Source organism: Neochlamydia sp. AcF65, from assembly GCF_018342435.1.
GTDB lineage: Bacteria > Chlamydiota > Chlamydiia > Chlamydiales > Parachlamydiaceae > Neochlamydia.
In genome coordinates this window covers 1-22731 of record NZ_JAEMUE010000073.1, presented here as the reverse complement: position 1 = coordinate 22731, position 22731 = coordinate 1, and the positions used below count along the sequence as shown (strand labels likewise).

Annotated in this window: 10 protein-coding genes and 1 pseudogene; 3 read left to right on the top strand and 8 right to left on the bottom strand. The window is 36.3% G+C overall.

Features of this window, described 5'->3' with window-relative positions; translation table 11 throughout:
• Positions 1–202: 202 nt before the first annotated feature.
• A pseudogene (locus NEOC65_RS08970) lies at positions 203–382 on the top strand (hypothetical protein); the annotation flags it as partial.
• A 101-nt stretch (positions 383–483) separates the two neighbouring features.
• Here NEOC65_RS08970 and ptsP read toward each other — a convergent pair.
• The 4 genes from ptsP to NEOC65_RS08950 form a co-directional block, all read right to left on the bottom strand.
• Positions 484–2244, bottom strand: coding sequence for a phosphoenolpyruvate--protein phosphotransferase (gene ptsP, locus NEOC65_RS08965; RefSeq protein ID WP_213156304.1), 1761 nt, complete (start codon positions 2242–2244; stop codon positions 484–486).
• A gap of 2 nt (positions 2245–2246) precedes the next feature.
• Positions 2247–2513 carry an HPr family phosphocarrier protein gene (locus NEOC65_RS08960; protein ID WP_039384027.1) on the bottom strand — a complete coding sequence of 89 codons (267 nt, stop codon included), beginning with the start codon at positions 2511–2513 and terminating at the stop codon, positions 2247–2249.
• Positions 2485–3462 carry an HPr(Ser) kinase/phosphatase gene (hprK, locus tag NEOC65_RS08955; RefSeq protein ID WP_042243418.1) on the bottom strand — a complete coding sequence of 326 codons (978 nt, stop codon included), beginning with the start codon at positions 3460–3462 and terminating at the stop codon, positions 2485–2487. Before hprK ends, NEOC65_RS08960 begins: the two co-directional genes overlap by 29 nt.
• Positions 3463–3933: 471 nt before the next feature.
• A complete protein-coding gene (locus NEOC65_RS08950; protein WP_213156303.1) occupies positions 3934–4098 on the bottom strand; it encodes a hypothetical protein in 165 nt (54 codons plus the stop codon).
• Positions 4099–4411: 313 nt separating this feature from the next.
• Here NEOC65_RS08950 and NEOC65_RS08945 point away from each other — a divergent pair, with 313 nt between their 5' ends.
• Complete coding sequence (locus tag NEOC65_RS08945; protein WP_213156302.1) at positions 4412–5020, top strand: hypothetical protein; 609 nt, start codon at positions 4412–4414, stop codon at positions 5018–5020.
• Positions 5021–5084: 64 nt separating this feature from the next.
• On the top strand, positions 5085–6569 hold the full coding sequence (locus NEOC65_RS08940) for a ComEC/Rec2 family competence protein (RefSeq protein WP_213156301.1): 1485 nt from the start codon (positions 5085–5087) through the stop codon (positions 6567–6569).
• A gap of 130 nt (positions 6570–6699) precedes the next feature.
• Here the strand turns inward: NEOC65_RS08940 and NEOC65_RS08935 are convergent, their stop codons facing one another.
• The 4 genes from NEOC65_RS08935 to NEOC65_RS08920 all read right to left on the bottom strand — a co-directional run bounded on the left by NEOC65_RS08935 (position 6700) and on the right by NEOC65_RS08920 (position 22377).
• Positions 6700–10401 carry a tetratricopeptide repeat protein gene (locus tag NEOC65_RS08935; RefSeq protein ID WP_213156300.1) on the bottom strand — a complete coding sequence of 1234 codons (3702 nt, stop codon included), beginning with the start codon at positions 10399–10401 and terminating at the stop codon, positions 6700–6702.
• Positions 10402–10763: 362 nt separating this feature from the next.
• The gene (locus tag NEOC65_RS08930) at positions 10764–14594 is read right to left on the bottom strand and encodes a tetratricopeptide repeat protein (RefSeq protein WP_213156299.1); all 3831 of its coding nucleotides are present in this window, start codon (positions 14592–14594) and stop codon (positions 10764–10766) included.
• Between the two features lie 192 nt (positions 14595–14786).
• On the bottom strand, positions 14787–18278 hold the full coding sequence (locus NEOC65_RS08925) for a tetratricopeptide repeat protein (RefSeq protein WP_213156298.1): 3492 nt from the start codon (positions 18276–18278) through the stop codon (positions 14787–14789).
• Between the two features lie 409 nt (positions 18279–18687).
• Positions 18688–22377 (bottom strand): tetratricopeptide repeat protein, encoded by a 3690-nt coding sequence (locus NEOC65_RS08920; RefSeq protein WP_213156297.1) that lies wholly within the window; start codon positions 22375–22377, stop codon positions 18688–18690.
• Between the last annotated feature and the right edge of the window lie 354 nt (positions 22378–22731).

Here is a 22731-nt window from a genome sequence, read left to right as displayed (position 1 = left end):
CCACAGAGCATCCCTGTTAGAGCTATAAATAAAATGGATTCTAAGCTGTATTTTTTGCATCGTTCTATTCTTGGGTCCGGGACAATTTTTAAAAATCCCATAATGACGGTGTCATCCTCTGACATGGCTTCTCCTGTATTAAAGGAAAAGTTGTGAGGGAAATATTTTTACTTATCAAGTAAAATTAAATGCGTTAACCCTGGTTGAAAAATTACAAGAGGAGGTAGATAAATGGATGAATGAGTATAATAACGAGAGAACACATACAGGAAAGTATTGTTTTGTCAAGACGCCTTTACAAACATTCTTAGATACCAAACATCTTGCGCAAGAAAAGATGTTAGATAAGTTACAACTGACAGAAATAGTACCTGGCAGATAACTCACGTTTGTCAGGTTAAGGGCTTTCTACGACGCCTAATAGTAATGTAATTTTTATTTACAGAACTTGCTAAATTTGAGGAATGTTGAATTGGATTCTTCTCACATCAGCTCCTCTAAAGAGGCACGAGCGAAATGTGCATAGAAAGTTTCATCCAAAAGGGCTTGTATTTCAGAAGTGCTTGCTAAAGATAGCGCTTTTTCAGCTAGCTTACAGCATGAGATGATGCTTGAGCAGCGGATTGCCTGCTTGATTAAAGGTATATAGCGGGCAGCTACTGACAATTCCTGGATCCCTAATCCCATCAATAAAGGAATATATTTAGGATTAGCAGCCATTTCACCGCAAATGCTGACAGGCACATTATGCCTATTAGCTTCAATGACCACATGTCGTATTAATCTTAAGACACATGGGTGCATAGGTTGATATAAATGGCTCATGGTATTATCACATCGATCTACGGCTAAAGTATACTGGATAAGATCGTTAGTTCCTATAGAAAGAAAATCTGACTCACGCGCCAGAAGATCAGAAATAATAGCTGCTGAGGGCACTTCAATCATGCATCCTAAGTTCACTAAAGAATTAACTTTTACTTGCCTAGCAGCCTCTTGGGTCATGCGTTTAGCTTCAATCAACTCGGGTAAAGAAGAGACCATAGGAAAAAGAATATTAACTTCACCAAATGCACTAGCACGTAGGATAGCACGCAGCTGGGTCATAAAAATATCTTTCTCTCGTTCTAAACTTCCTACCGCTCTAAATCCCAGAAAAGCATTTCCTGTTTGACCTGGAGAAGCTTCTATGCCTGCTTTATCACGTCCCACATCAAAAGTTCGAATAGTAATAGGCAGGCCTTGCATATTTTCCACAAGTTGTCGGTAAATTTCGAACTGCTCATCCTCTGTAGGTAAGCGCTCCCGCCCTACTAAAATATTTTCAGAGCGGTATAATCCTACTCCTTCGCCACCATATTCATGGATTTTCTTAACTTCACTGCTAGTTTCTATATTAGCTAGAAGTCTCATTTTATAGCCGTCATAAGTTTCTATATCATGAGAATCTGTCTGCCTTAATCGAAGACGTCTAGCATTTAACTCCTCACTCAATCTTTCATATTGGGCTAATGTTTCGGAAGAAGGATTAAAAATTAGCTCCCCATTTCTTCCGTCGACAATCACTAAATAATCCGAGCAGTCCGACACTTCGTCAAAGGCTATGTTGGTCATATAAGGAATTTCTTTAGCCCGTGCAAGGATGGCAGCGTGAGCGGTAGCACTTCCTCTTTCCGATACGATAGCCCTTACACACTTCTGGCTAGCTTCTGCAGTTTCCGCGGGGCTTAGATCCTTTACAAAAAGTATCGAGTCTGGTAAAAGCTCATCAAAAGCACTTTTTGTTTCCTGATGAAGATAGGCCATAATACGGCGGGAAATATCCTGTACGTCTTTAAATCTCTCTCGAAAAAACATATCCTCTAAGGTATCAAATTTTTTCTGATACTCTTGAATCAATTGATGGAGGATATATTCAGGAATTTTGCGTTTAGAATGGATTTGTTTGCTAACTTCTGTAATTAATAAAGGGTCGGACAAAAGTTGTAATTGCGCTTCTAAGATGGCAGCCCCCTCCTCCATGCCATCTAGTTCAAGCTGATTTTTAATTGCCTGTAAATCACTAATGACTGATTGGACAGCCGCTTGAAAACGTTCGGTTTCAGCCTCGACTTTATAAGCGGGAATATTTTCATCTGGAAAACTTTTTTGTAAAGTTTTTAGAAAAAAAGGCTTTCCAATCGCGATTCCACTGGAAATTACATTGCCAGTTAACCGAATTTCTTCTAGATTAGAGTGTGGCAATTTTACTCCTCAAATTGATTTTCAAATGCTTGGACAAGCCTTTCTAAAGTTTCTTTAGCATCTTCACCCACCACTTCGATCGTGATTTTAGAATTTCTTCTTGCAGCTAACATGAGGATACTAAGAATGCTTTTAGCGTTGATTTCCTCTTTTTTATGTTTAAAGGTTACATCACTTTTACTGTTTTGCAGCAGTTTCACAATAACTGTTGCAGGACGGGTATGAAGGCCCATTTTATTTTTAACTTGCACTTGACTCGACAGCTTCACGGATCCTTTTCCTTGTTTGATTTTTTGAAGAAATCATATCTAACAACTTATTATTAAACTCTTTTGCAGAATTATATCCCATTGCTTTTAGGCGATGATTAAGAGCGATGGTCTCTAATAATAATACTACATCGCGACCTGGTTTCACAGGCAGCACATGATAGGGAATATTTAATCCTAGCAGATCACAGTAATTTTCCACCAAACCTACTCGATCATAAAAATGTTGATCATCCCAAGCTTCCAGCTTAACCACAATATCTATACTTTTGTTATCTCTTACACATACGGCCCCATATAGGTGAGCGACATTGATGATCCCTATTCCTCGAATTTCCATATGATGCCGAGTCAATTCTGCTCCAAATCCTTCCACATAAGAGTCTTCCCTTTTTTTAACTTTGACTACATCATCCGATATAAGTCGATGGCCTCTTTCAATAAGACCTAAAGCCGCTTCACTTTTCCCTACGGATGAATCGCCTTTAATCAACACCCCTACCCCAAAAACTTCTACCAATGTACCATGGCAGGTCATACTAGGAGAAAACTCTTCACTCAATAAGAGCGTAAGCTTACTCAGCAAGCTCATTGTACTCATGCTGGATCTGAAAAGAGAAATACCTTTATTTTGACATAACGAGACTAGTTCTTTTAGGGGTAATAGCCTTCTAGCCACAATAACAGCAGGAGTAGCAGTCGTAAGAATCTCTTTTAAGCGATTGACACGTATTTCAGGATCTAAGTCTCTCAAATATTCCATTTCGACTCGCCCAAATACAAGAATGCGCTTATAAGCATGATTTTTCATAAAACCACATAAACTAAGTCCGGGGCGATGAGACTCAGGTACCTTGATAGAACGCTTGAGTCCTTTATGGCCTGCTACGAGAACCAAGCCTAAATCATGGCCATGTTTTTGGAAAAGTTCCTCTACCTTGTAAATCATATTTGCTAGCTTACTCTTCCATGATAAAATGTTAGCTCCTCTACAAAAGATGTAATAGTTAAGTTAAAGGAGGAAAAATCTTTAAAATTTGATAGCTCATTTATCTTTTTTACCTGAACAAAAGGATAAAGATTTCGTATCATTAATCTACTGTTAGCCAAATAGTGGCTACTCCACAAAAAATTGAAAAAGCTGTATTTTAAGAAAACCATAAATTTAATAGAGTTATACGGTTAATACTAAATTCCTTCTTTCACTAGCAAAAATTTATCCTTATCTCTTAAAAAAGCAGTCGAAAAACTAGGTAACGTTCTGGCATTTATCCTTCCCATTCCTTCTCAGACTGCTTTTGCTGGATAAAGATTTTAATAGTAGCCGCGCTTCGAAAAAATCCCCACAATTTTTTAAAAGCCATTCGCCAATTAAATGTTCTAAACAAAAAAACTTACAACCACTTAAGACGACCGGTAATCAAATGATAGGGCTGTAGCAGGGTTTTAAAAATTTAAGTAGGTTAGCTCTTAATATTTTCCAGAAAAAACTTAAATTTTTTTCTAAAAAGAACGCTTGATGAAAACTTTCTCGAACACTAGAAACAGATAACTGAGAATGGTAATCTTTAACAGGCAAATTCATCGACTTATTCCTTAAAATTGAGAGGTATTAAGGGCTAAAAGCTACATTTGAACTATTTTCTAATTTTTTATCCTCTTAATAAGTCTTTAGCATGGTGCTCAATGATTAGAAAAGCGCTAGCAAATTTTTTATTTTTTTCTTAAAAACTTTCCATTCATACTTTTACCAAATTTTTGAATTTCTTTGAATTTAATTAAGAAGGGTTTGCATTAATTATGTTAAAAAATTAAGATGAAAAGCAAACGGGCTAATTTTTTGAAATTATTTTTATTTCCTGATTTTCAAATATTTAGAAAAAGAAGGATGGCCAGACGTGGAGGTAAATAGAGTAAGGCTGGAAAGATTAAATGTCGAATTTAAAGATTTGCAATCGGGAGATATGTCTCAGCATACTTTTGCTGAGCTTATTCTTATAGAGCATATTCCTGGAGGGGCAGCCCCCTTATGTTATATTCTAAAAAATGATAAAATTTTTAGTGAAGCTCTACCAGAAAATTTTCCATACCTACTCTCCACCTTAGATAGAACAGCTTTTTACCCAATCGGTGAAGTACTAGCCATTAATAAACTTCATAAATACATATTATTAAAAGATAATAATTCAATTTCTTATAATTATCTAATTATTACCTTTAGCAACCATTACGCTTTAATCAACTATGCCTTTTTAGCGGGCATCCATACATTAATAGATGCCCTTCGAGTCCGCAAAAAAATTCCTGCAGCTTTCCCCCACCCAATTAAAACTAGCCAACATAAAGAATGCCCTAAATTAAAAGGAACTAAAACATTACCTAAAAATTTAAGCTTTCCTCAATCTCTTCAAGCCCTTCAGTCTCGCAAAATTAATAAGTTGAAAGATCGAGGTTTAACTTGCTCCCTTAACAACCCAAACAAGAGATTATACGAAGTTCAAATTTAATATCTTTAGTCCCTTATATTTATTTTGTAAAAGTTATCCCGCTCTTTTCTATGGCCTTTCATTTTTGTTAGGCGTCTATAGTGGCTTAGGGATTTCATCTTCTACCCTCTTTATAAATAGCCTGCTTCTAACCATTCTTTTGCTCGCTTTTGTCTTTCACCAGGAATACAAAGCTGCTGTTTTTAACTTCCTTCTTTTTTTAAGTGCTGCTTTCTATTCTTCCCTAGCCTTCCAACCTCCTCAGCTACCTGAACAAGGAGTTACAGGTACTGCGCTTATTCATATCTCTTCTTTATCGCGAAAAACCACCTTCATAGGTAAAAGCTGGAACTATCAAGGTAAGCTGCTCTCTTTTACCAGGCATGAATCTTTAAATATCTATCCTAACATTTCTGTAATCATTTCTTTGTTAGATCATGCATCGCTTAATCGTCCTTTAGCTAATAAAACCTACCTTTTACAAGGTAGGCTTAAACAGTCTAAAAATGGTAAATTTATTTTCAAGCCAGATAAATACCAGCCATGGCACCCTTTAGCAAATAGTTGGGGTCTAGCAGAATGGCGCTTTAAAGCCAAACAAGCCGTTAATAAATATATCTCTCAAAAAATTTCTAAAAACCCACATAGCCCTAGCAGCAGCTTTCTTTCAGGCATCACAACGGGCGAATTTGAGAATCGTCTTATGGCTTTTGAATTTTCTCGTTTCGGCTTGCAACATATCATGGCTATCTCGGGCTTTCATTTTGCCATCGTAGCGGGCATGCTGGGTTTTATTTTATCTTGGATAGTAAGCCCCAAAACGAGTGTAAGTCTTCTTATGCTTTTTATGACTCTCTACTTTGCTTTTCTAGGGCCTTCCCCCTCTATAATTCGAGCATGGGTCAGCTGCATGCTAGGCTTTGGTGCTACCTTATTAGAAAAACCTCCCTCTGGTCTCAATTCTTTAGGGATAGGGTTGTTAATCGTTCTTATTTTTGACCCAGAATTAGCGCTTCATATAGGCTTCCAATTTAGCTTTGCCGTGACAGCAGCTATTCTAGTCTCTTATTTTTCCTTCGATTATTTACTCCAAAAGATTTTTGCTAAGAAAACCTTTAATCAATTAATGGCCATGAATCTTGCCAACCAGCATGGCTTTATCATTCTCACTCTCTTCCGCCAAGCGTTAGCGCTCTCCATAGCGGTTACTTTAGCAGCCCTTCCTCTAACCCTCTATTATTTTCAAAAGTTTCCCTTATGGAGTATAATCTATAATTTCTTTTTTCCTTGGATGGTAAGTCTTGCCCTCATGTTTTTATTAGCTGGCTTAATGGTAGGAATTTTAAGCTCTAGCCTAGCCCAGATCATCCATAACTTTAATGAATCCTTCACCAACTTTGTGTTAGATTACGCTTATGGTATGCCCAAAAGCCTCGATTATAATATAAACCTCTTGGTAAATCAGGAAATAGCTATTTTATGGCTAGGAATATATTTTCTAGGAGGAATTTATGGACGACATTGCTTGAGCCGCAAGCAGAATATTACCAGCCAGGAATTTATTTTTTAAATACTCTGGCTTGCGCTATTGTCTATCACTATTTGTCAATTTTTTTAATATTTACCCTGCTATCTTAAAATGAAAAATGCATCTTATCGACAAGTATGGAAAGCTTAAGTGTGAAAAGATGATTTCCTTTTCATAGGTTATCCTGAAAGGTTTTAGGAAGTTGCTGTAAATTAGCATTTATGGTGGCTGTTGTTGGATGATGGATGCCATATAGCCTGATATTAATTCTGAGCGCTTCTTTAGTATATTTGATTGCCGATACTATATCTTTTTTTTGTTGATAGATTGCTCCTAAAGTATTGTAATTTATTGCAACGGCGTAATGATTTTCACCAAAAAGCTTTAGATTAACAGCAAGGGCTTTCTCGGCATACTTAATTGACTGTTTTAGATCTTTATGACTTAGATAAATTGTTCCCAAGTTGTTATAATCCCTTGCCACATCGGGATGATTTTCACCAAAAAGCTTAAAGTCAATGGCGAGGGCTTTCTTAGCATACTCAGCCGCCTGCTCTAAATCGCCTTGTTCTTTGTGAATCAATCCCAAGTTGTTGTAATCCCTTGCCACATCGGGATGATTTTCACCAAAAAGCTTTAGATGGATAGAGAGCGCTTTCTTAGCATACTCAGCCGCCTGCTCTAAATCGCCTTGTTCTTTGTAAATTATTCCCAAGTTGTTATAATCCCTCGCCACAGCGGGATGATTTTCACCAAAAAGCTTTAGATCGATAGCGAACGCTTTCTGGGCATACTCAGCCGCCTGCTCTAAATCGCCTTGATGTAGATAAATTTGCCCCAGGTTGTTGTAATCGATTGCTACCGTCTTATGATTTTCACCAAAAAGCTTTAGATCGATAGCGAGCGCTTTCTTAGTATACTCAACCTCTTGTTCTAAATTGCCTTGATTTTGATAAATTTTGCCCAAGTTGCTGTAATTTCTTGCTACCGTTTGGTGATTTTCACCAAAAAGCTTTAGATCGATAGCGAGCGCTTTCTTAGCATACTCAGCCGCTTGTTCTAAATTGCCTTGATTTTGATAAATTTGCCCCAGGTTGTTATAACGGATTGCCAAAGCAGGATAATTTTCACCAAAAAGCTTTAGATCGATAGCGAGCGCTTTTTCAAAATACGCAGCTGCCTGTTTTAAATTGCCTTGGTTTAGGTTGATGCCTCCCAGGTTGTTGTAATCGATTGCTACCATCTTATGATTTTCACCAAAAAGCTTTAGATCAATAGTGAGCGCTTTCTTGGCATACTCAGCCGCTTGTTTTAAATCGCCTTGATTCTGATAAATTTGACCCAGGTTGCTGTAGTCTCTTGCCACCGTTTTATGATTTTCACCAAAAAGCTTTAGATTAATAGCGAGCGCTTTCTTAGCATATTCAGCCGCTTGTTCTAAATCGCCTTGATTTTGATAAATTTGCCCTATGTTATTATAACGGATTGCCAAAGCAGGATAATTTTCACCAAAAAGCTTTAGATCGATAGCGAGCGCTTTCTTAGCATACTCAATCGCTTGTTCTAAATCGCCTTGATTTTGATAAATTTGGCCCAGGTTGTTATAACCTACTGCCACACGAGGATGATTTTCACCGAAAAGCTTAAGGTCGATGATAAGCGATTTTTTGAGATACTCAGCTGCCAGCTCTATATTCCCTTTTTCTTCGTAGATTGATGCCAGGTTGTTGTAATCATTTGACACATTAGGATGATTTTTGTCAGAAAGCTTATGATTAATAAGACATGCTTTCATAATACACTTAACCGCTTTTTCTAACTTTCCTTGTTCTTTGTAAATCATGCTTAAATTGTTATAAATTATTGCCACAACAGGATGATTTTCACCAAAAAACTTTAGATTGATAGCGAGCGCTTTCTTGACATACTTAGCCGCCTTTCCTAAATCGCCGTGATTTTGGTAGATTGATCCTAGGCTGCTGTACTGGGTTGCCACCTGGAAATGATTTTCACCAAAAAGCTTAAGGCTAATATTGAGCGATTTTTTGACATACTTAGTTGCCTTTGCTAATTTTCCTTGGTTTTCGTAAATGATTCCAAGAATACCTAGGACATACGGATCGTGCGAATCTAATTCTTTTGCTAATCTGTAATATTTTTTTGCTTCTTCGTATTGCAAAAGCCTTAAGGCTATATCACCTTGAGTTTGCAGCGAGTTATCCTCTAAATCAGAAGATTTAAGCTTATTTTCATTACCTGCCAAAAACTCTTGAATGAGATGGTAAAAGGGAATAAAAATGCGGTAAATTTTTTTTATATTTTTTAATGCTTCATAATCTAAAACAAACTGCTTTTTAATAAGGCCTGGATCATCAAAGCCAAAGGGTTTGATCAGCGGATTCATCATCTCTTTTTGCGCTTCATAGTGGGAATAGGTCTTAAGGCGCATAAATAGCGCTGTACTCATCCATTCCTGTAGCTTTTCAGCGGCGCCCTCCGTTATAACTCCTAGCTTATTTAGCTGAACAATTCTACCAAATGTATCCGAAGCAACTATTTCTTTAAGAAGAGCTAACCTATCCAATGCAAGATGTGGAAACCGATAAAAATCATTTTTTACTTTAAAAAGCATTCCCTGCCTGCCTAAATCGCCCATTCCAGGATTAAAGGCTATCATGTCTTCTTGAACTAAATGATATTTTGCTAAATGCTGTCGAAGATTAATATCTTCCCGATAAGGGATATTGAGCTTTTCTTGAACTTTTTGCCTATATTGCTCAGTTAATTCATTGTTGCCTAGCAAATGAGTAAAATTTAGAAGCTCCATGGGAAGATGAGACTCTTTATCATGCCACCATTGACCATTTTCATTCTTACCCACATATTGGGCCATCTTTTTAGGAGTTTGAATAAGCTCAAACGTCTTACCATTACCAAAAGGAGTCTTACAGCCCTTTCCTTCTACTCCCGCCCCATCAAAAGCAAAACCTCGTGGAGTTATGCTATCAAAAAAATCTATAGCTTTTAAGCAAGGAATATCTAAAGCCGGTAGGATAGTTTCTCCCAAATTAATGACCTTCAAGTGAATTAAAGAGGTCAGATGTTTGAAATATCCTCGATTTATTGGATTATCTTCTTTTATAAGGATGCCAAACTCTAAATCGGAATAAGGTGTCACCTCTTCTCTAGCTAATGAGCCAAAGCCTATCATGGCATACTCGCAAGGCTCAGCTCCTAGGATGTCTACACTCTGCTTTACAAGAATTTCAAAAAAAGCTTTTATCTGTTGAGCGATCTCACTATAAAGCTCTCGAACTTCTTCAGGGGAAGGATCGGAGCCGAGAGCTTGGATTTTCTCTTCTATTTTCTCCCTAAATTTTTTTAATCCTTCGCGATTATTCCCAAATTGCTTTATGATTTTAGGAATATCTACAGGTCCTCCTGTGCAAGCCTTACTAAGCAAAATTTCGACTTTTGATAGCCTTTCTTTAATAATTGCTTGCTCGCCTAAAGAGGCATTATGTAGAGCATAATTATAAAGCCCAGCGGCTTGCAGGAGTGTTTCAGAAGTGGCTTTTCTTACATACAGATCACCTAATCTTTCTAGATAAAGGCCTTCTTGGATGGGATCTTCCTTTTGAATAGCACGTTTTAAAGCTTGCGTATAGGCTTCTTCCTCATCTAAAAAGCTGCTTTTAATTAGCTGCTTCCATTCTTTACATACGAGCTTGGCTTGGCACAAATCTCGTAGTTTTAATTTTTTGAATATCTTTAAAGCAATTTCTGCATATACTGACGTATCTCCTAGAGGAGAAATAGAATTGTTAAAGGCAGGAAATATAAGAGGATGGGTATTTAAGCTCTCTAAATTCATAGAAATTATCTTTTTTACTTAATTTTTAATGAAAAGTTAAATAGGTATTTAGCATTATTTATAGTTTCTTGAAACAACTTTTTAGCCTGCTAGGCTGAAAGTCACCTTTAGCACCAGCCCTTTCTTTTGCTAAGCTAGCTAGCTCTCTCGCAGCCCTAATCATTCGGATATGATTAATCAAATTCAAATACACCCTCTCTTTTAAATCAGACAAAACACAAGGCAAGCATTTGATAGCTTAGTAATTTTAAAAGCTTGTCGTTAGCTCCAACTCAAAAGAGCATTGATGGCCACCTTTCTTTATCGTTAAATTATTGCTAGATAAGCGTCTTGTATAAAAAGTTGCATTCTTGCTTTCCATGTCAGCTTGATGTTTTCCTTCCTGTTGACTTACCCTGCCTCTTAAGAAATCGGTTTGTTTTCACTACAGGTTTTTGAAAAAGTGAATGGAGATTCTGTAGATTACTATTAATGGCTACTACATCAGGATGATGAATTCCATTTGCAGCAATGCTGCTTCGGAGAGCTTTCTTGATATAATCAACCGCTTTTTCTAAATCCCCTTGCTCTTGGTAGATCAGTCCCAAATTATTATAATCTTTTGCAACGATAGAATGATTTTCACTATAATGCTGAATATCAATCTGGAGCACTTGATGCATAAGCTTGGCAGCCTTTGCTAAATTTCCTTGCTCCTGATAAATTTTACTTAGGTTATTGCAGTCGATTGCCACCTCTGGATGATTTTCACCATACAACCTAATATCAATTCTGAGTGCTTTTTCTATATGCTCAATTGCTTTTCCTAGATCACCGCGGGCTTTATAAATTTGCCCTAAATTACTAAAACATTTTGCCGTCTCGGGATGATTTTCACCAAAAAGCTTAAGGTTAATGGCAAGGGCTTTTTCAATATACTTAGCGGCGTAGCCTAGTTCTTCTTTACTCAGGTAAATCGTTCCTAGGTTATTATAGTTTATTGCCGCCTGATAGCTATTTTCACCATAAAGTTTAATATTAATTTTAAGAGATTTCTTAGCAAAATTACCTGCCTGATCTAAATCTCCCTGCTTGTGATAGATCTGACCTAGATTATTATAATCTGCTGCCAAAGCAAAATGATTATCACCATACAAACTAACGTCAATGGCAGTCGCCTGCTTGGCATATTTAGCTGCTTCTTCTAGCTTTTCTTGTTCTAAATAGATCTTACCTAAGTTGCAATAGTAGGCTGCTACCTTAGGATGATTTTCACCATATAGTTTAAGATCAATTTCAAGTGCCTGATGGGTATAATTAGCTGCTTGCTTTAGTTTTCCTTGGGCTTGATAAAGCTGGCCTAAATTATTGTAAATAGGTGCCATAGTAGTATGATTTTTCTCATAAATTTTACTATTAATTTTGAACGCTTTCTTGACATATTTATCCGCCTGCTTCAAATTCCCTTTTGCCATATAAAGGCCTCCAAGGTTATTGTAGTCTGTAGCTAAAGTGGGGCGATTTTTGCCAAAAACCTCACGGTCTATTTGTATAGATTGGTTAAGACTTTCAGCTGCCTTCTCCAAATTTCCTTGATCTTTGTAGATTTCTCCTAAATTATTGTAAACTACTGCCACGAATGGATGATTGTTACCATATAGCTTAAAGTTAATTTTAAGCGCTTGATTGAGGCGATCAGCTGCCTCTTCTAAATTTCCTTGTCCTTTATATACCATCCATAGGTCGTTATAAAGGTTTGCTACGTAAGGATGAACTTTGCTATAAAGCTGAATATTGATTTTTAGTGCTCGGTTAACATATTTAGCCGCCTGCTCTAATTTTCCTTGATCTTTGTAGAACATTCCTATGCTGTTATATATCCTTGCTACAATTGTATGATGCTTGCCAAAAAGCTTGATTCCAATATTGAGGGCTTGATTAAAAGTTATAAGTGCTCTTTCTAAACATCCTTGTTCTTTATAGATTTGCGCCAGGTGCAAGTATAATACCGCCAAGCTTGGAGAATTTTTACCAACAAAACAACTGTCGAGTTTAATTGATTGATTGATAAACTTAGCAGCTTCTTCTAAATTTCCCTGATCTTTATAAATTATTCCTAATAGATTGTAAAAGTTAGCCAAATTTGAATGTTTTCTATCACGCTGGTTGAGTATAATCTCGATCCCTTGATTAGCATAATAAGCCGCCTGCTCTAAATTCCCTTGAATTTTACTAATGGATGCAAGAGCCTCTAATGCCTTAATGCTTTCTCTGTTCTCTTGTAACGCTTTGATATACCACCTTTTCGCCTCCCCTAGCTGAAAAAGTCTTAAGCTTATATCCCCTTGAGTCTTAAAAGAATTATCCTCTAAATCCGAAAAGGCAAGTCTTTTATCATCGCCTGCTAAAAACTCTTGAATAGCTTGATAAAAGGGAATAAAGATGCGATAAATCTTTTTTACCTTTTCTAGAGCTTCATGATCTACAGCAAACTGCTTTTTGATAAGCTCAGGCTCATCAAATCCAAAAGACTTAATTAAAGGGTTCATCGTCTCTTGCTGCGCTTGATAATAAGAGTAGGTTTTAAGACGCATAAATAGCACTATACTCATCCAGTCTTTTAGCTTTTCAGCGGCGCCTTCCGTTATCACTCCTAACTTATTTAAGTGATCAATTCTCCCAAATGTATCCGAAGCTACTATTTCTTTAAGCAGAGCTAACCTATCCAATGCAAGATGTGGAAACCGATAAAAATCATTTTTTACTTTAAAAAGCATTCCCTGCCTGCCTAAATCGCCCATTCCCGGATTAAAGGCTATCATGTCTTCTTGAACTAAATGATATTTTGCTAAATGCTGTCGAAGATTAATATCTTCCCGATAAGGGATATTGAGCTTTTCTTGAACTTTTTGTCTATATTGCTCAGTTAATTCATTGTTACCTAGCAAATGAGTAAAATTTAGAAGCTCCATGGGAAGATGAGACTCTTTTTCATGCCACCATTGGTCTTTTTCATCTTTGCTAATGTATTGAGCCATCTTTTCAGGAGTTTGAATAAGCTCAAACGTTGTACCATTACCAAAAGGAGTTTTACAGCCTTTTCCTTTTACTCCTTCCCCATCGAAAGCAAAGCCTCGTGGGGTTATGCTATCAAAAAAATCTATAGCTTTTAAGCAAGGAATATTTAAAGCCGGTAGGATAGTTTCTCCCAAATTAATGACCTTCAAGTGAATCAAAGAGGTCAAACGTTTGAAATATTCTCGATTTATTGGACTATCTTCTTTTATAAGAATGCCAAACTCTAAATCGGAATAAGGTGTCACCTCTTCTCTAGCTAATGAGCCAAAGCCTATCATGGCATACTCGCAAGGCTCAGCTCCTAAAGCGTCTACACTCTGCTTTACAAGAATTTCAAAAAAAGCTTTTATCTGTTGAGTAATCTCACCAAATAGCTCTCTGACCACCTGGTGATCCGGGGTTTCAGGTAAGGATAGAATGTGTTTCTCTATTTTACTTCTGAAATCCTTTAACTTTTGTCGATTTCCTTCAAATTGATTTTTTAATAGATTATAGTTTAAAGGCTTTTCCTCAGATACTGCGCTAAGTAGGTTATGAATTTTAGCAAGCTTTTCTTTAAGAAGCTCCCGATTTTCGATTGGAGAAAGGCTCATAACATAATTGTAAAGCCCTGCGGCTTGAAGAAGCGTTTTAGGGGTCCCTTTTGCAACATAGATATCCCCTAATTTTTCTATGCAAAAGCTTTCATGAGTAGAAATGCTTTGTTGCGCAGCCTCTTGAGCAGAATCTTTATCTTTAATAATAAATTTTAAAGCTAGCATATAAGCTTTTTCTGCTTTTTCAATGCTAGCTTTTGATAAAAAGACATTACTTTCAAGAATTTTTCTTAATTCATCTGGTGTTAAATTATCAAAAGAAAGAAGCAACTGTTCATAAATTTTAGAAGATAAAGGGCTGAAGAAACTAGATTTCTTTGAAAAAAGCCTTTTCCCTAAATCAGTCGCCTGAGCAATTTGCTTCCATTCTTTGCACGCAAGTCTTAAACCGCATAAATCTTGCGAGCTAAGTTCGGCGCCTATTTTTAAATCTATTTTTCTATATTTAATCGAATTTTCTAAAGAAAGAGAAGGATGTTCTTCTCTCGCCTTTAACTCAGGAAATACAACAGGCCTAAGGAGTGAACTTTCTGTAATCATTAAATTAGCTGCCTTTTATCTTAATTTGGTTTGATTTGACTCTAAGCAAGCATGCATCTTTATAAAGAAATTTTTTATTATCCTCAAATGTATCTATAAAAGAAAAAAAACATATGACAGCTAATTTTCTTTCTCGTTAAGTTATTATCATAGCAGCGCCTTTTACACAAAGTTATATTCTTATTTTCAATGTCAAATCAACGCTCTCCTTCCTATTGGCTTATCCTGCCTCTTAAGAAGAGTGGTTGTTTTCACCTCAGATGTTGAAAAAAGTGACTTGAGTTTCTGTAGGTTACTGTTAATGGTTGCTACCTCAGGATGATGAATGCCATATGTAACAATGCCACTTCGAAGAGCTTGCTTGGTATAATCAAGCGCTTTTCCTAACTTCCCTTGCTCTTGATAAACCATTCCCAAGTCCTCACAATCCCTTAACGCACGCTGGTGATTTTCACTAAAAAGTTTAATATTAATTTTAAGTGCTTTCTTGATATAGTTGCTGGCTTGCTTCAATTTCCCTTGCTCTCGATAGATAAGCCCCAGATTCCTATAATCTTCAGCTACCCGAGGATGATATTCGCCGTAATGCTGAATATTAATCTGAAGCCCCTGATGGATGTACTTAGCTGCTTTTCCTAGTTCTCCATGAGATTGATAAATTTGCCCTAAATGATGGCAAAGATTTGCTGCCTCTAAATGATTTGCACCATATACTTTAAGGAGAACACCTAGTGCTTGAGTGAATGACTTAGCAGCTTGCTCAACATTGCCTTGTTCTTGATAAATCGTTCCAAGATTATTGTGAACTCTTGCTACGCTAGGGTGATAATTGCCAAAAAGCTCGATACGGATTTTCAGTGCTTTTATGGCATTCTCTATGCCCTGCTCAAAATTTCCTTGCTCTCGATAGATTGTTCCAAGATTATTGTAACCTGTGGCTACATGAGGGTGGTTCTCTCCGAATAATTTAATACTTATTATAAGAGCCCTGCGGATCCATTTAAAAGCCTCTTTTGAATGACCTTGGCTTTGATAGATACTTCCTAGGTTATTATAACGAATAGCTATTTTTATATGATTTTTTCCTAATAATTTGAGATCGGTTTTTAAAGCTTGCTTCAAATACTTGGCTGCCTGCTCATCATCCTTCTGTGCATGATACATCAACCCTAAAATATTATAATTCTTGCTCATATTCGGATGATACTCTCCATACAGCTTGAGGTCTATATCAAGCGCGCGCTTAATGAGCTTTACTCCTTTTGCTAAATCCCCCTGCTCGTGATAGATTCGTCCTAGATTGCTAAAGTATATAGCTAGGCTAGAATGGTTTTTTCCGTAAAGCTTGCAGTCTATTTCAAGCGCTTGCTTGATATACTTAACTGCCTTTTTCAAGTTACCTTCTTCTAAATAGATGCATCCTAGATTGTTGTAACAATTGGCTGCCCTTAAGATATTTTTGCCATATAGCTTAATAGTGATTTTAAGAGCTAGCTTTACATAGTTAGCAGCTTTTCCTAATTTTCCCTGGTTTTGGTAGAAAACTCCTAAATTATTATAATCTCTTGCCACTTGCAGGCTATCTTTCCCCTCAAGCTTGAGGTCTATTTCAAGCGCTTGAGAGATATGCTCGATCGCCTGCTTGAAATTTCCTTGGATTCCATCAATTATTCCCAAAGTATTTAATAGATCAGACTTTTCTGAAGTTTCTTTTCTTACTAAGCTATACCAATATTTAGCTTCCTCATGCTGGAAAAATCTCAGAGCTATATCTCCATGCATTTGAGGAGAGTTTTCATCTAGCATTGAAAATTTTAATTTATCCTCACTCCCTAATAAAAACTCTTTCATAGCCTGATAAAAGGGAATGAAAATATGATAGATTTTCTTTATCTTTGCTAATGTTTCCCCATCTAAGCCAAACTGCTTTTGAATAAGTGCAGAGTCGTCAATATCAAAAACCTTAATGAGAGGATTCATCATTTCTTGTTGGGCTTGATAATAGGCATAGGTTTTAAGGCGCATTAGTAACGCTGTGAGCATCCACTCTTTTAACTTTTCAGCAGCTTCCAGATTTAAGACCCCTAGCTTGCTTAATTGATCGATCCTACTATATGTGTCCACAGCTGCCACTTTATTAAAAAGCGCTAACCTATCTAAGGCTAGATGAAGGAAACGATAAAGGTCATTTTTGGTGTGGAAAAGCATGCCCTGACACTCTAGCTCTCCTATTCGTGGTTTGAAAACCATCATATCCTCTTCAACTAAATGATGCTTAGCTAAATATTGACGAAGAGTAAGGCTTTTTTGATAGCATGCATCAAGATTTTCTTGTAATGCTTGTTTGTACTGTTCTGTTAATTTAAAGGAACCTAATAGATGAGTGTAGGTCACAAGCTCCAAGGGAAGATGAGGTTCTTGCTGATGCCACCAGTGGCCTTCTTCATCTTTAGCTATATATTGCGCCATCTTTTCAGGAGTTTGAATAAGCTCAAATGTTTGACGATTGCCATAAGGGGTTTTACAGCCTTTTCCTGCTACTCCTGCCCCATCAAAGGCAAAACCTCTTGGAGTTATGCTATCAAAAAAATCTATAGCTTTTAAACAAGGAATATCTAAAGCTGGTAGGATAGTTTCTCCTAGATTAATCACCTTCAAGTGAATCAAAGTTGTTAGACGCTTAAAATACTCCCTATTTATTGAGGTATCCTCTTTTATAAGAATACCAAATTCTAAATCGGAATAAGGAGTCATCTCTTCTCTAGCCAAGGAGCCAAAGCCTATCATGGCATACTCGCAAGGCTCAGCTCCTAAGGTGTCAATACTCTGCTTTACAAGAATTTTAAAAAAACTTTTTATCTGTTTAGAGATCTCACCGTAAAGCTCTCTGACCACCTGGGGAGCCGGGATTTCAGGTAAAAATTGAATTTGTTTCTCTATTTTACTTCTTAAATCCTTTAATTTTTGTCGGTTGCCTTCAAATTGACTTCTTAGTAAATCATAGTTTAAAGGTTTTTCCTCATACAATTGGCTAAGTAAGTTTTGAATTTTAGCAAGCTTTTCTTTAAGAAGCTCCTGCCTGTTGGGGAGAGAAAGATGCATAGCATAATTATAAAGCCCTGCAGCTTGAAGAAGCGTTTCGGGAATTTTTTTAGCTAAATAGACATCCCCTAATTTTTCTGCACAAAAACTTTGCTGGATAGAATCATTTTCTTGAGCAGCATCTTTTAATATCAGCGCGTAAGTATTTTCAACTTCTTCTATTTTATCTTTCGATAAAAAGCCTTCTTTTTTTAAGCATTTTTCCTTGATGTAAGTGAGAGGGATAATAGGAAGAAAAATATTTTTATAAATTACTGTAGGGCGAAAAGTTAAGGCTTTAGCATGAAGGTGATTGGAAACCTCATTCTCAAGAAAGTTGCTAGAAAATTGCTCTTCAATACCCTCCCTCTTGATCGCTTGGGAATAAAGCTCTCTCCATGTGCTAGGCTCTTGAGTAAGCTGCTTCCACTGCTTACAAGTAAGACTTGCTAGACACCAATCTTGCAATTTTAATTCTGCAAAGGTTTTTAATCCAATCTTTGCATATTCGATCGTGTTTAAGGAAGAAGGGATAGAATTTTTTTGGCTCTCCTTAATAGCCGATAATGAAGAAGAATTAAGATATAGATTCACCGCACCCATAAGCTTACCTGCTTGCCACTCATTTTTAGCATCCAATTTGCGTTTTAATACAACGTGTAAGCTTATTTATTATTTATATGCATTCTGGTTAATTGATCTATCTAAAGCCCTAGCAAGCTAGATGTAAGGAAAGCTTTTCATTCTTTTGCTAATTTCTCCCTCTAATTGGGATTTGGCTAAATTTTCTATACCATCAATTTATTGATTATTTCAACTACCCCCTCACTTTTTAAGTAGAATAGCTTTCCTGGCCATTTGCTCGGTTTTATTTCACTTATCCCCAGCAGAAAAAAATTTATACATCAACAGCCTATTTCATAAACCTTCAACATTTTATTCTTTATTTATTATGAAAGAAAGTTGTGAGCCCTCTTCTATCTAAATCATACTGCACATGGACTTACTAAACCTAATGAAAATTGGAGATAAATTCTTTTATATTATGATAAAATACTTTTATTATTAAAGAATGGTTGCCATAGACTTTGAGAGGGCTTTCTAGTGCTTTCATAGCATATTGAGTGGGCTCATCTATCGTTTTTAAAATAGAGGTAAATTTATTATAAAGTCTAGCGATACTGGGATGGTTTTTATCCAATAGGTCCTGGTTGATTTTAAGCGCTTTGTTGATATACTTAATCGCCTGCTCCAAATTTCCTTGCATTTGATAGAGCTGTCCTAAGTTTTCATAATCTACCGCACTCAGTAAATGCTTTTTGCCGTGGAGCTTAAGATTAGTTTTAAGAGATTGCTTTCCACAAGCAATCGCCTTTTCTAGCTTGCCTTGATTATGGTAGATTGATGCAAGGTTATTATAATAAACTGCTTGCCTGGCATGCTCATGATCTTTACCCGAAGCTTTGATGTGAAATTTAAGTATCTTTTTGGCGTATTTAGCCGCTTGTTTTAAATCTCCTTGAGCTTGATAAATCTTTTGCAAATGTTCGTAATCCATTGCAATGGAGAAATGATTTTCTCCATAATGCTCTAGATTAAGGTGGAGGGCTTGCTTCATACAATCGGTCGCCTGTTCTAATTTGCTTTGACATTGATAGATAATCCCCAGATTTTTATAGAAAATTGCTAGCTGAAAGTGTTTTTTACCAAAGCAATTAAGACTAATATGGAGTGCTTTTCTAGTATATCTAGCCGCTTTTCTTAACCTTCCTTGTAATTGATAGATTTGTGCCAGGTTGTTGTAACGGATGGCTACCTTATGATAATCTTTACCATATAGCTTAAGATCAACGTCTAGGGCTTGCCTGGCATATTCAAGGGCTTTTTCTAACTTTCGTTGACTGAAATAGATCGTACCCAGATTGCTGTAATGGCTGGCTATCCTAGGATGAATTTTGCCAAAGAACTTAAGATCTATAACAAGCGCTCGATTCATATATTCAGCCGCCTGTTCCAAATCTCCCTGAGCTTCACAGATCGTTCCAAGATTACCGTAGCGAATTGCCATTTTAGGATGATTTTCACCAAAAAGCTTAAGATCAAGGGCGAGCGCCTGCTCGACACAATAAATCGCCTGGGTTAATTTTCCATTGGTGTTATACATGCGTGCCAAATTATTGTAACGAATCGCCAGGTGAGGATAATCCATTCCGGTAATTCTAAGATCAATCTCAAGCGCTTTCTTTACACATTTAATAGCTAATTTAAGATTTCCTTGAGATTCAAAGATATTGCCTAAATTGTTATAGCGAATAGCTATGAGTGGATGATTTTCCCCCACCATGCTATAGCCAATGGAGAGGGCCTGATTAGCGCATTCCTCAGCCTTTTTTAATTTCCCTTGGTTAAGATAGATCATTCCTAGGTTATTGTAACTTCTTGCTATATGATAAAGATTTTTTTTATTCTGTTTAAGAGCAGTATTGAGTGCCCTCGTGTTAATCTCAATCGCTTTCTCTAAATTTCCTTGAGCGTAGTAAATCGTAGCGAGAGTATTCCATGCTTCTACGTCTCCTGAGCTGGCTTGTATGGCTAATTCATAATACTTTTTTGCTTCTTCATACTGCAAAAGCCTTAAAGCTATAAGGCCCTGTGTTTGAAGCGCATTATTATTTAAAACAGAAGTTTTAAGAATTTCTTCATTGCCAGCTAAAAACTCTTGGATAGCCTTGTGAAAAGGAATAAATATTCCATAAATTTTTTTTATTTTTTCTAAGGTTTTATGATCCAATGCTAAACATTTTTGGACGATTTCAGGCTCGTCAAAACCAAACGGCTTGATAAGAGGATTCATACTATCATTTTGAGCTTGATAGTAAGTATAGGTTTTAAGACGCATGAATAGTGCTATACTCATCCATTCTTTTAACTTTTTAGCTGCCTCGCCTGTTAGAATTTCTTGCTGATTTAGCTGATCAATCCTAGCGAAAGTATCTGAAGAAGCCATCTTTAGAAGAAGAGCAAGTCGATCTATAGCCAAATGGGGAAAGCGATAAAAGTCATTCTTAGCTTTAAAAAGCATACCTTGTTTTTCTAGCGTTTCTACTCCAGGCTCAAAATTTTTCATATCTTGCTGGATTAAATGATGCTTGGCTAGATGCTGGCGAAGGGTAAATTTTTCCTGGTAAGGTGTATCTAATCTTTCTTGAACTTTTTGGCTATAGCGCCTGGTTAGCTCAGGATTGCCTAATAGGTGAGTGAAAGTTAAAAGTTCCATGGGAAGATGCGGCTCTTGATCATGCCACCATCCACCCTCTTCATTTTTAGCGATATATTGCGCCATCTTTTCTGGAGTGTTAATAAGCTCAAATGTATGGCGGTTTCCGAAAGGAGTTTTACACCCCTTTCCTTTCACTCCTTCACCATCAAAGCAAAACCCTCGTGGAGTCCTACCATCAAAAAAGCTTATAGCCTTTAAACAGGGGATATTTAGAGCAGGCAGGATAGTCTCTCCCAGATTAATAACTTTTAGGTGAAGGAGAAACGTAAGAGATTTGAAATATTTTCTAGTTGTAGGAGTATTTTCTTGCACAAGAATGCCAAATTCTAAATCGGAGTAAGGTGTCATCTCTTCCCTAGCTAAAGAGCCAAATCCTATCATGGCATACTCACAGGGACTAGCTCCTAAAGCCTCTTCCGATTGATTCACCAGAATGCTAAAAAAACTCTTTACACCTTGAGTAATCTCGCGGTAGAGCTCTCTGACCTCTTCAAAAGAAGGATCTTCAGGAAAAGTTTGCATCTTTTTCTCTATCTGATTTCTAAAAACTTTCAATAATTTGCGATTTTCCACAAAATATGCTTGCCTTACATCAAGGTTTAAAAGCTTTTCAGTACAGAGCTTAATAAGTAAGATTTCCACTTTAGATAACTTGCTTCTAATTATTTCATGTCTTTTGGCTGAAGAAAAATCATGTAAAACGTAATTATAAAGGCCTACAGCTTGAAGAAAAGTTTCTGCGGTACCTTTTTCTACATAAATATCTCCCAGCTTTTCTATACAAAAACTTTCTTGCACGAAGTCTTTTTCATAAATAGCAAGTTTCAAAGCTAGCGTATAAAATTCTTCTAATTCATTTATCTCACCTTTAGGTAAATGATAATTTGCGCAATCAATAGAAGAGGTGATCTGTTCTAGGTAGTTATTGAGTTTCTGCAGGTAAGCAGGTAATTGATGAATTGGGTAAAGTTGCAAAAATTTGATATTGTCGAATTGGCTATTTTTAAAAATTTGAGTCTCGTATTGCGCATCAAAGATATCCTTTAGCTCTCTATCATTTAAATCATTTCCCGAGCAAAGCATACTCTTTAAAGTTTTAGAGGGCAAAGAAGCTAAAAAAATAAAAGGATTAAAAACATCATTCTTATGGTTAGCCTTAATTTCCTGGTTTTTACCTTCAAGCCTAACACTAAAGCTTTTTTGATAAAGTTTTTTCCCTAAAGAAGTTTCTTGAATGAGCAGTTTCCATTCTTTGCATACAGCTCTTAATTGGCATAAATCTTGCTCTTTTAATTCTTTAAAGATTTTTAAGCCAATCTTTCTATATATATCTGGATAACCTGTAGGATAAGCTAACTCTTCTTCTATTTTTCTAAACACAGGAAATATAAAATGATGCCTATGTATACTTTCTATATTCATTAAAATTATTATTAATTATTTATTAGAAAATATTTATAATATCATAATTATTTATTAAACAACACAAAATAATATAAAGTTAATTAGTTTATGAAAAATACAAATCAAAAGGTTAAGAGAATTAATAATATTTTAAATTCTTTATTCTTAGATGATAGGGAGATAATGCGGCTCAATAAAAACACCTAGGATCACCCTTTTTAAAATTTTAAAAGAAAAAAATGAAAGAAGCAGAGTTTTTAACCTTATTAAAGCCAGGGTGTTTTGATGAGAATTATTTGATAAACACCTTACCTAGTAATCCTCTCAAATAATTAGGTGCATAAGTGGCATTCCGTCTAGCATCGGTAATCC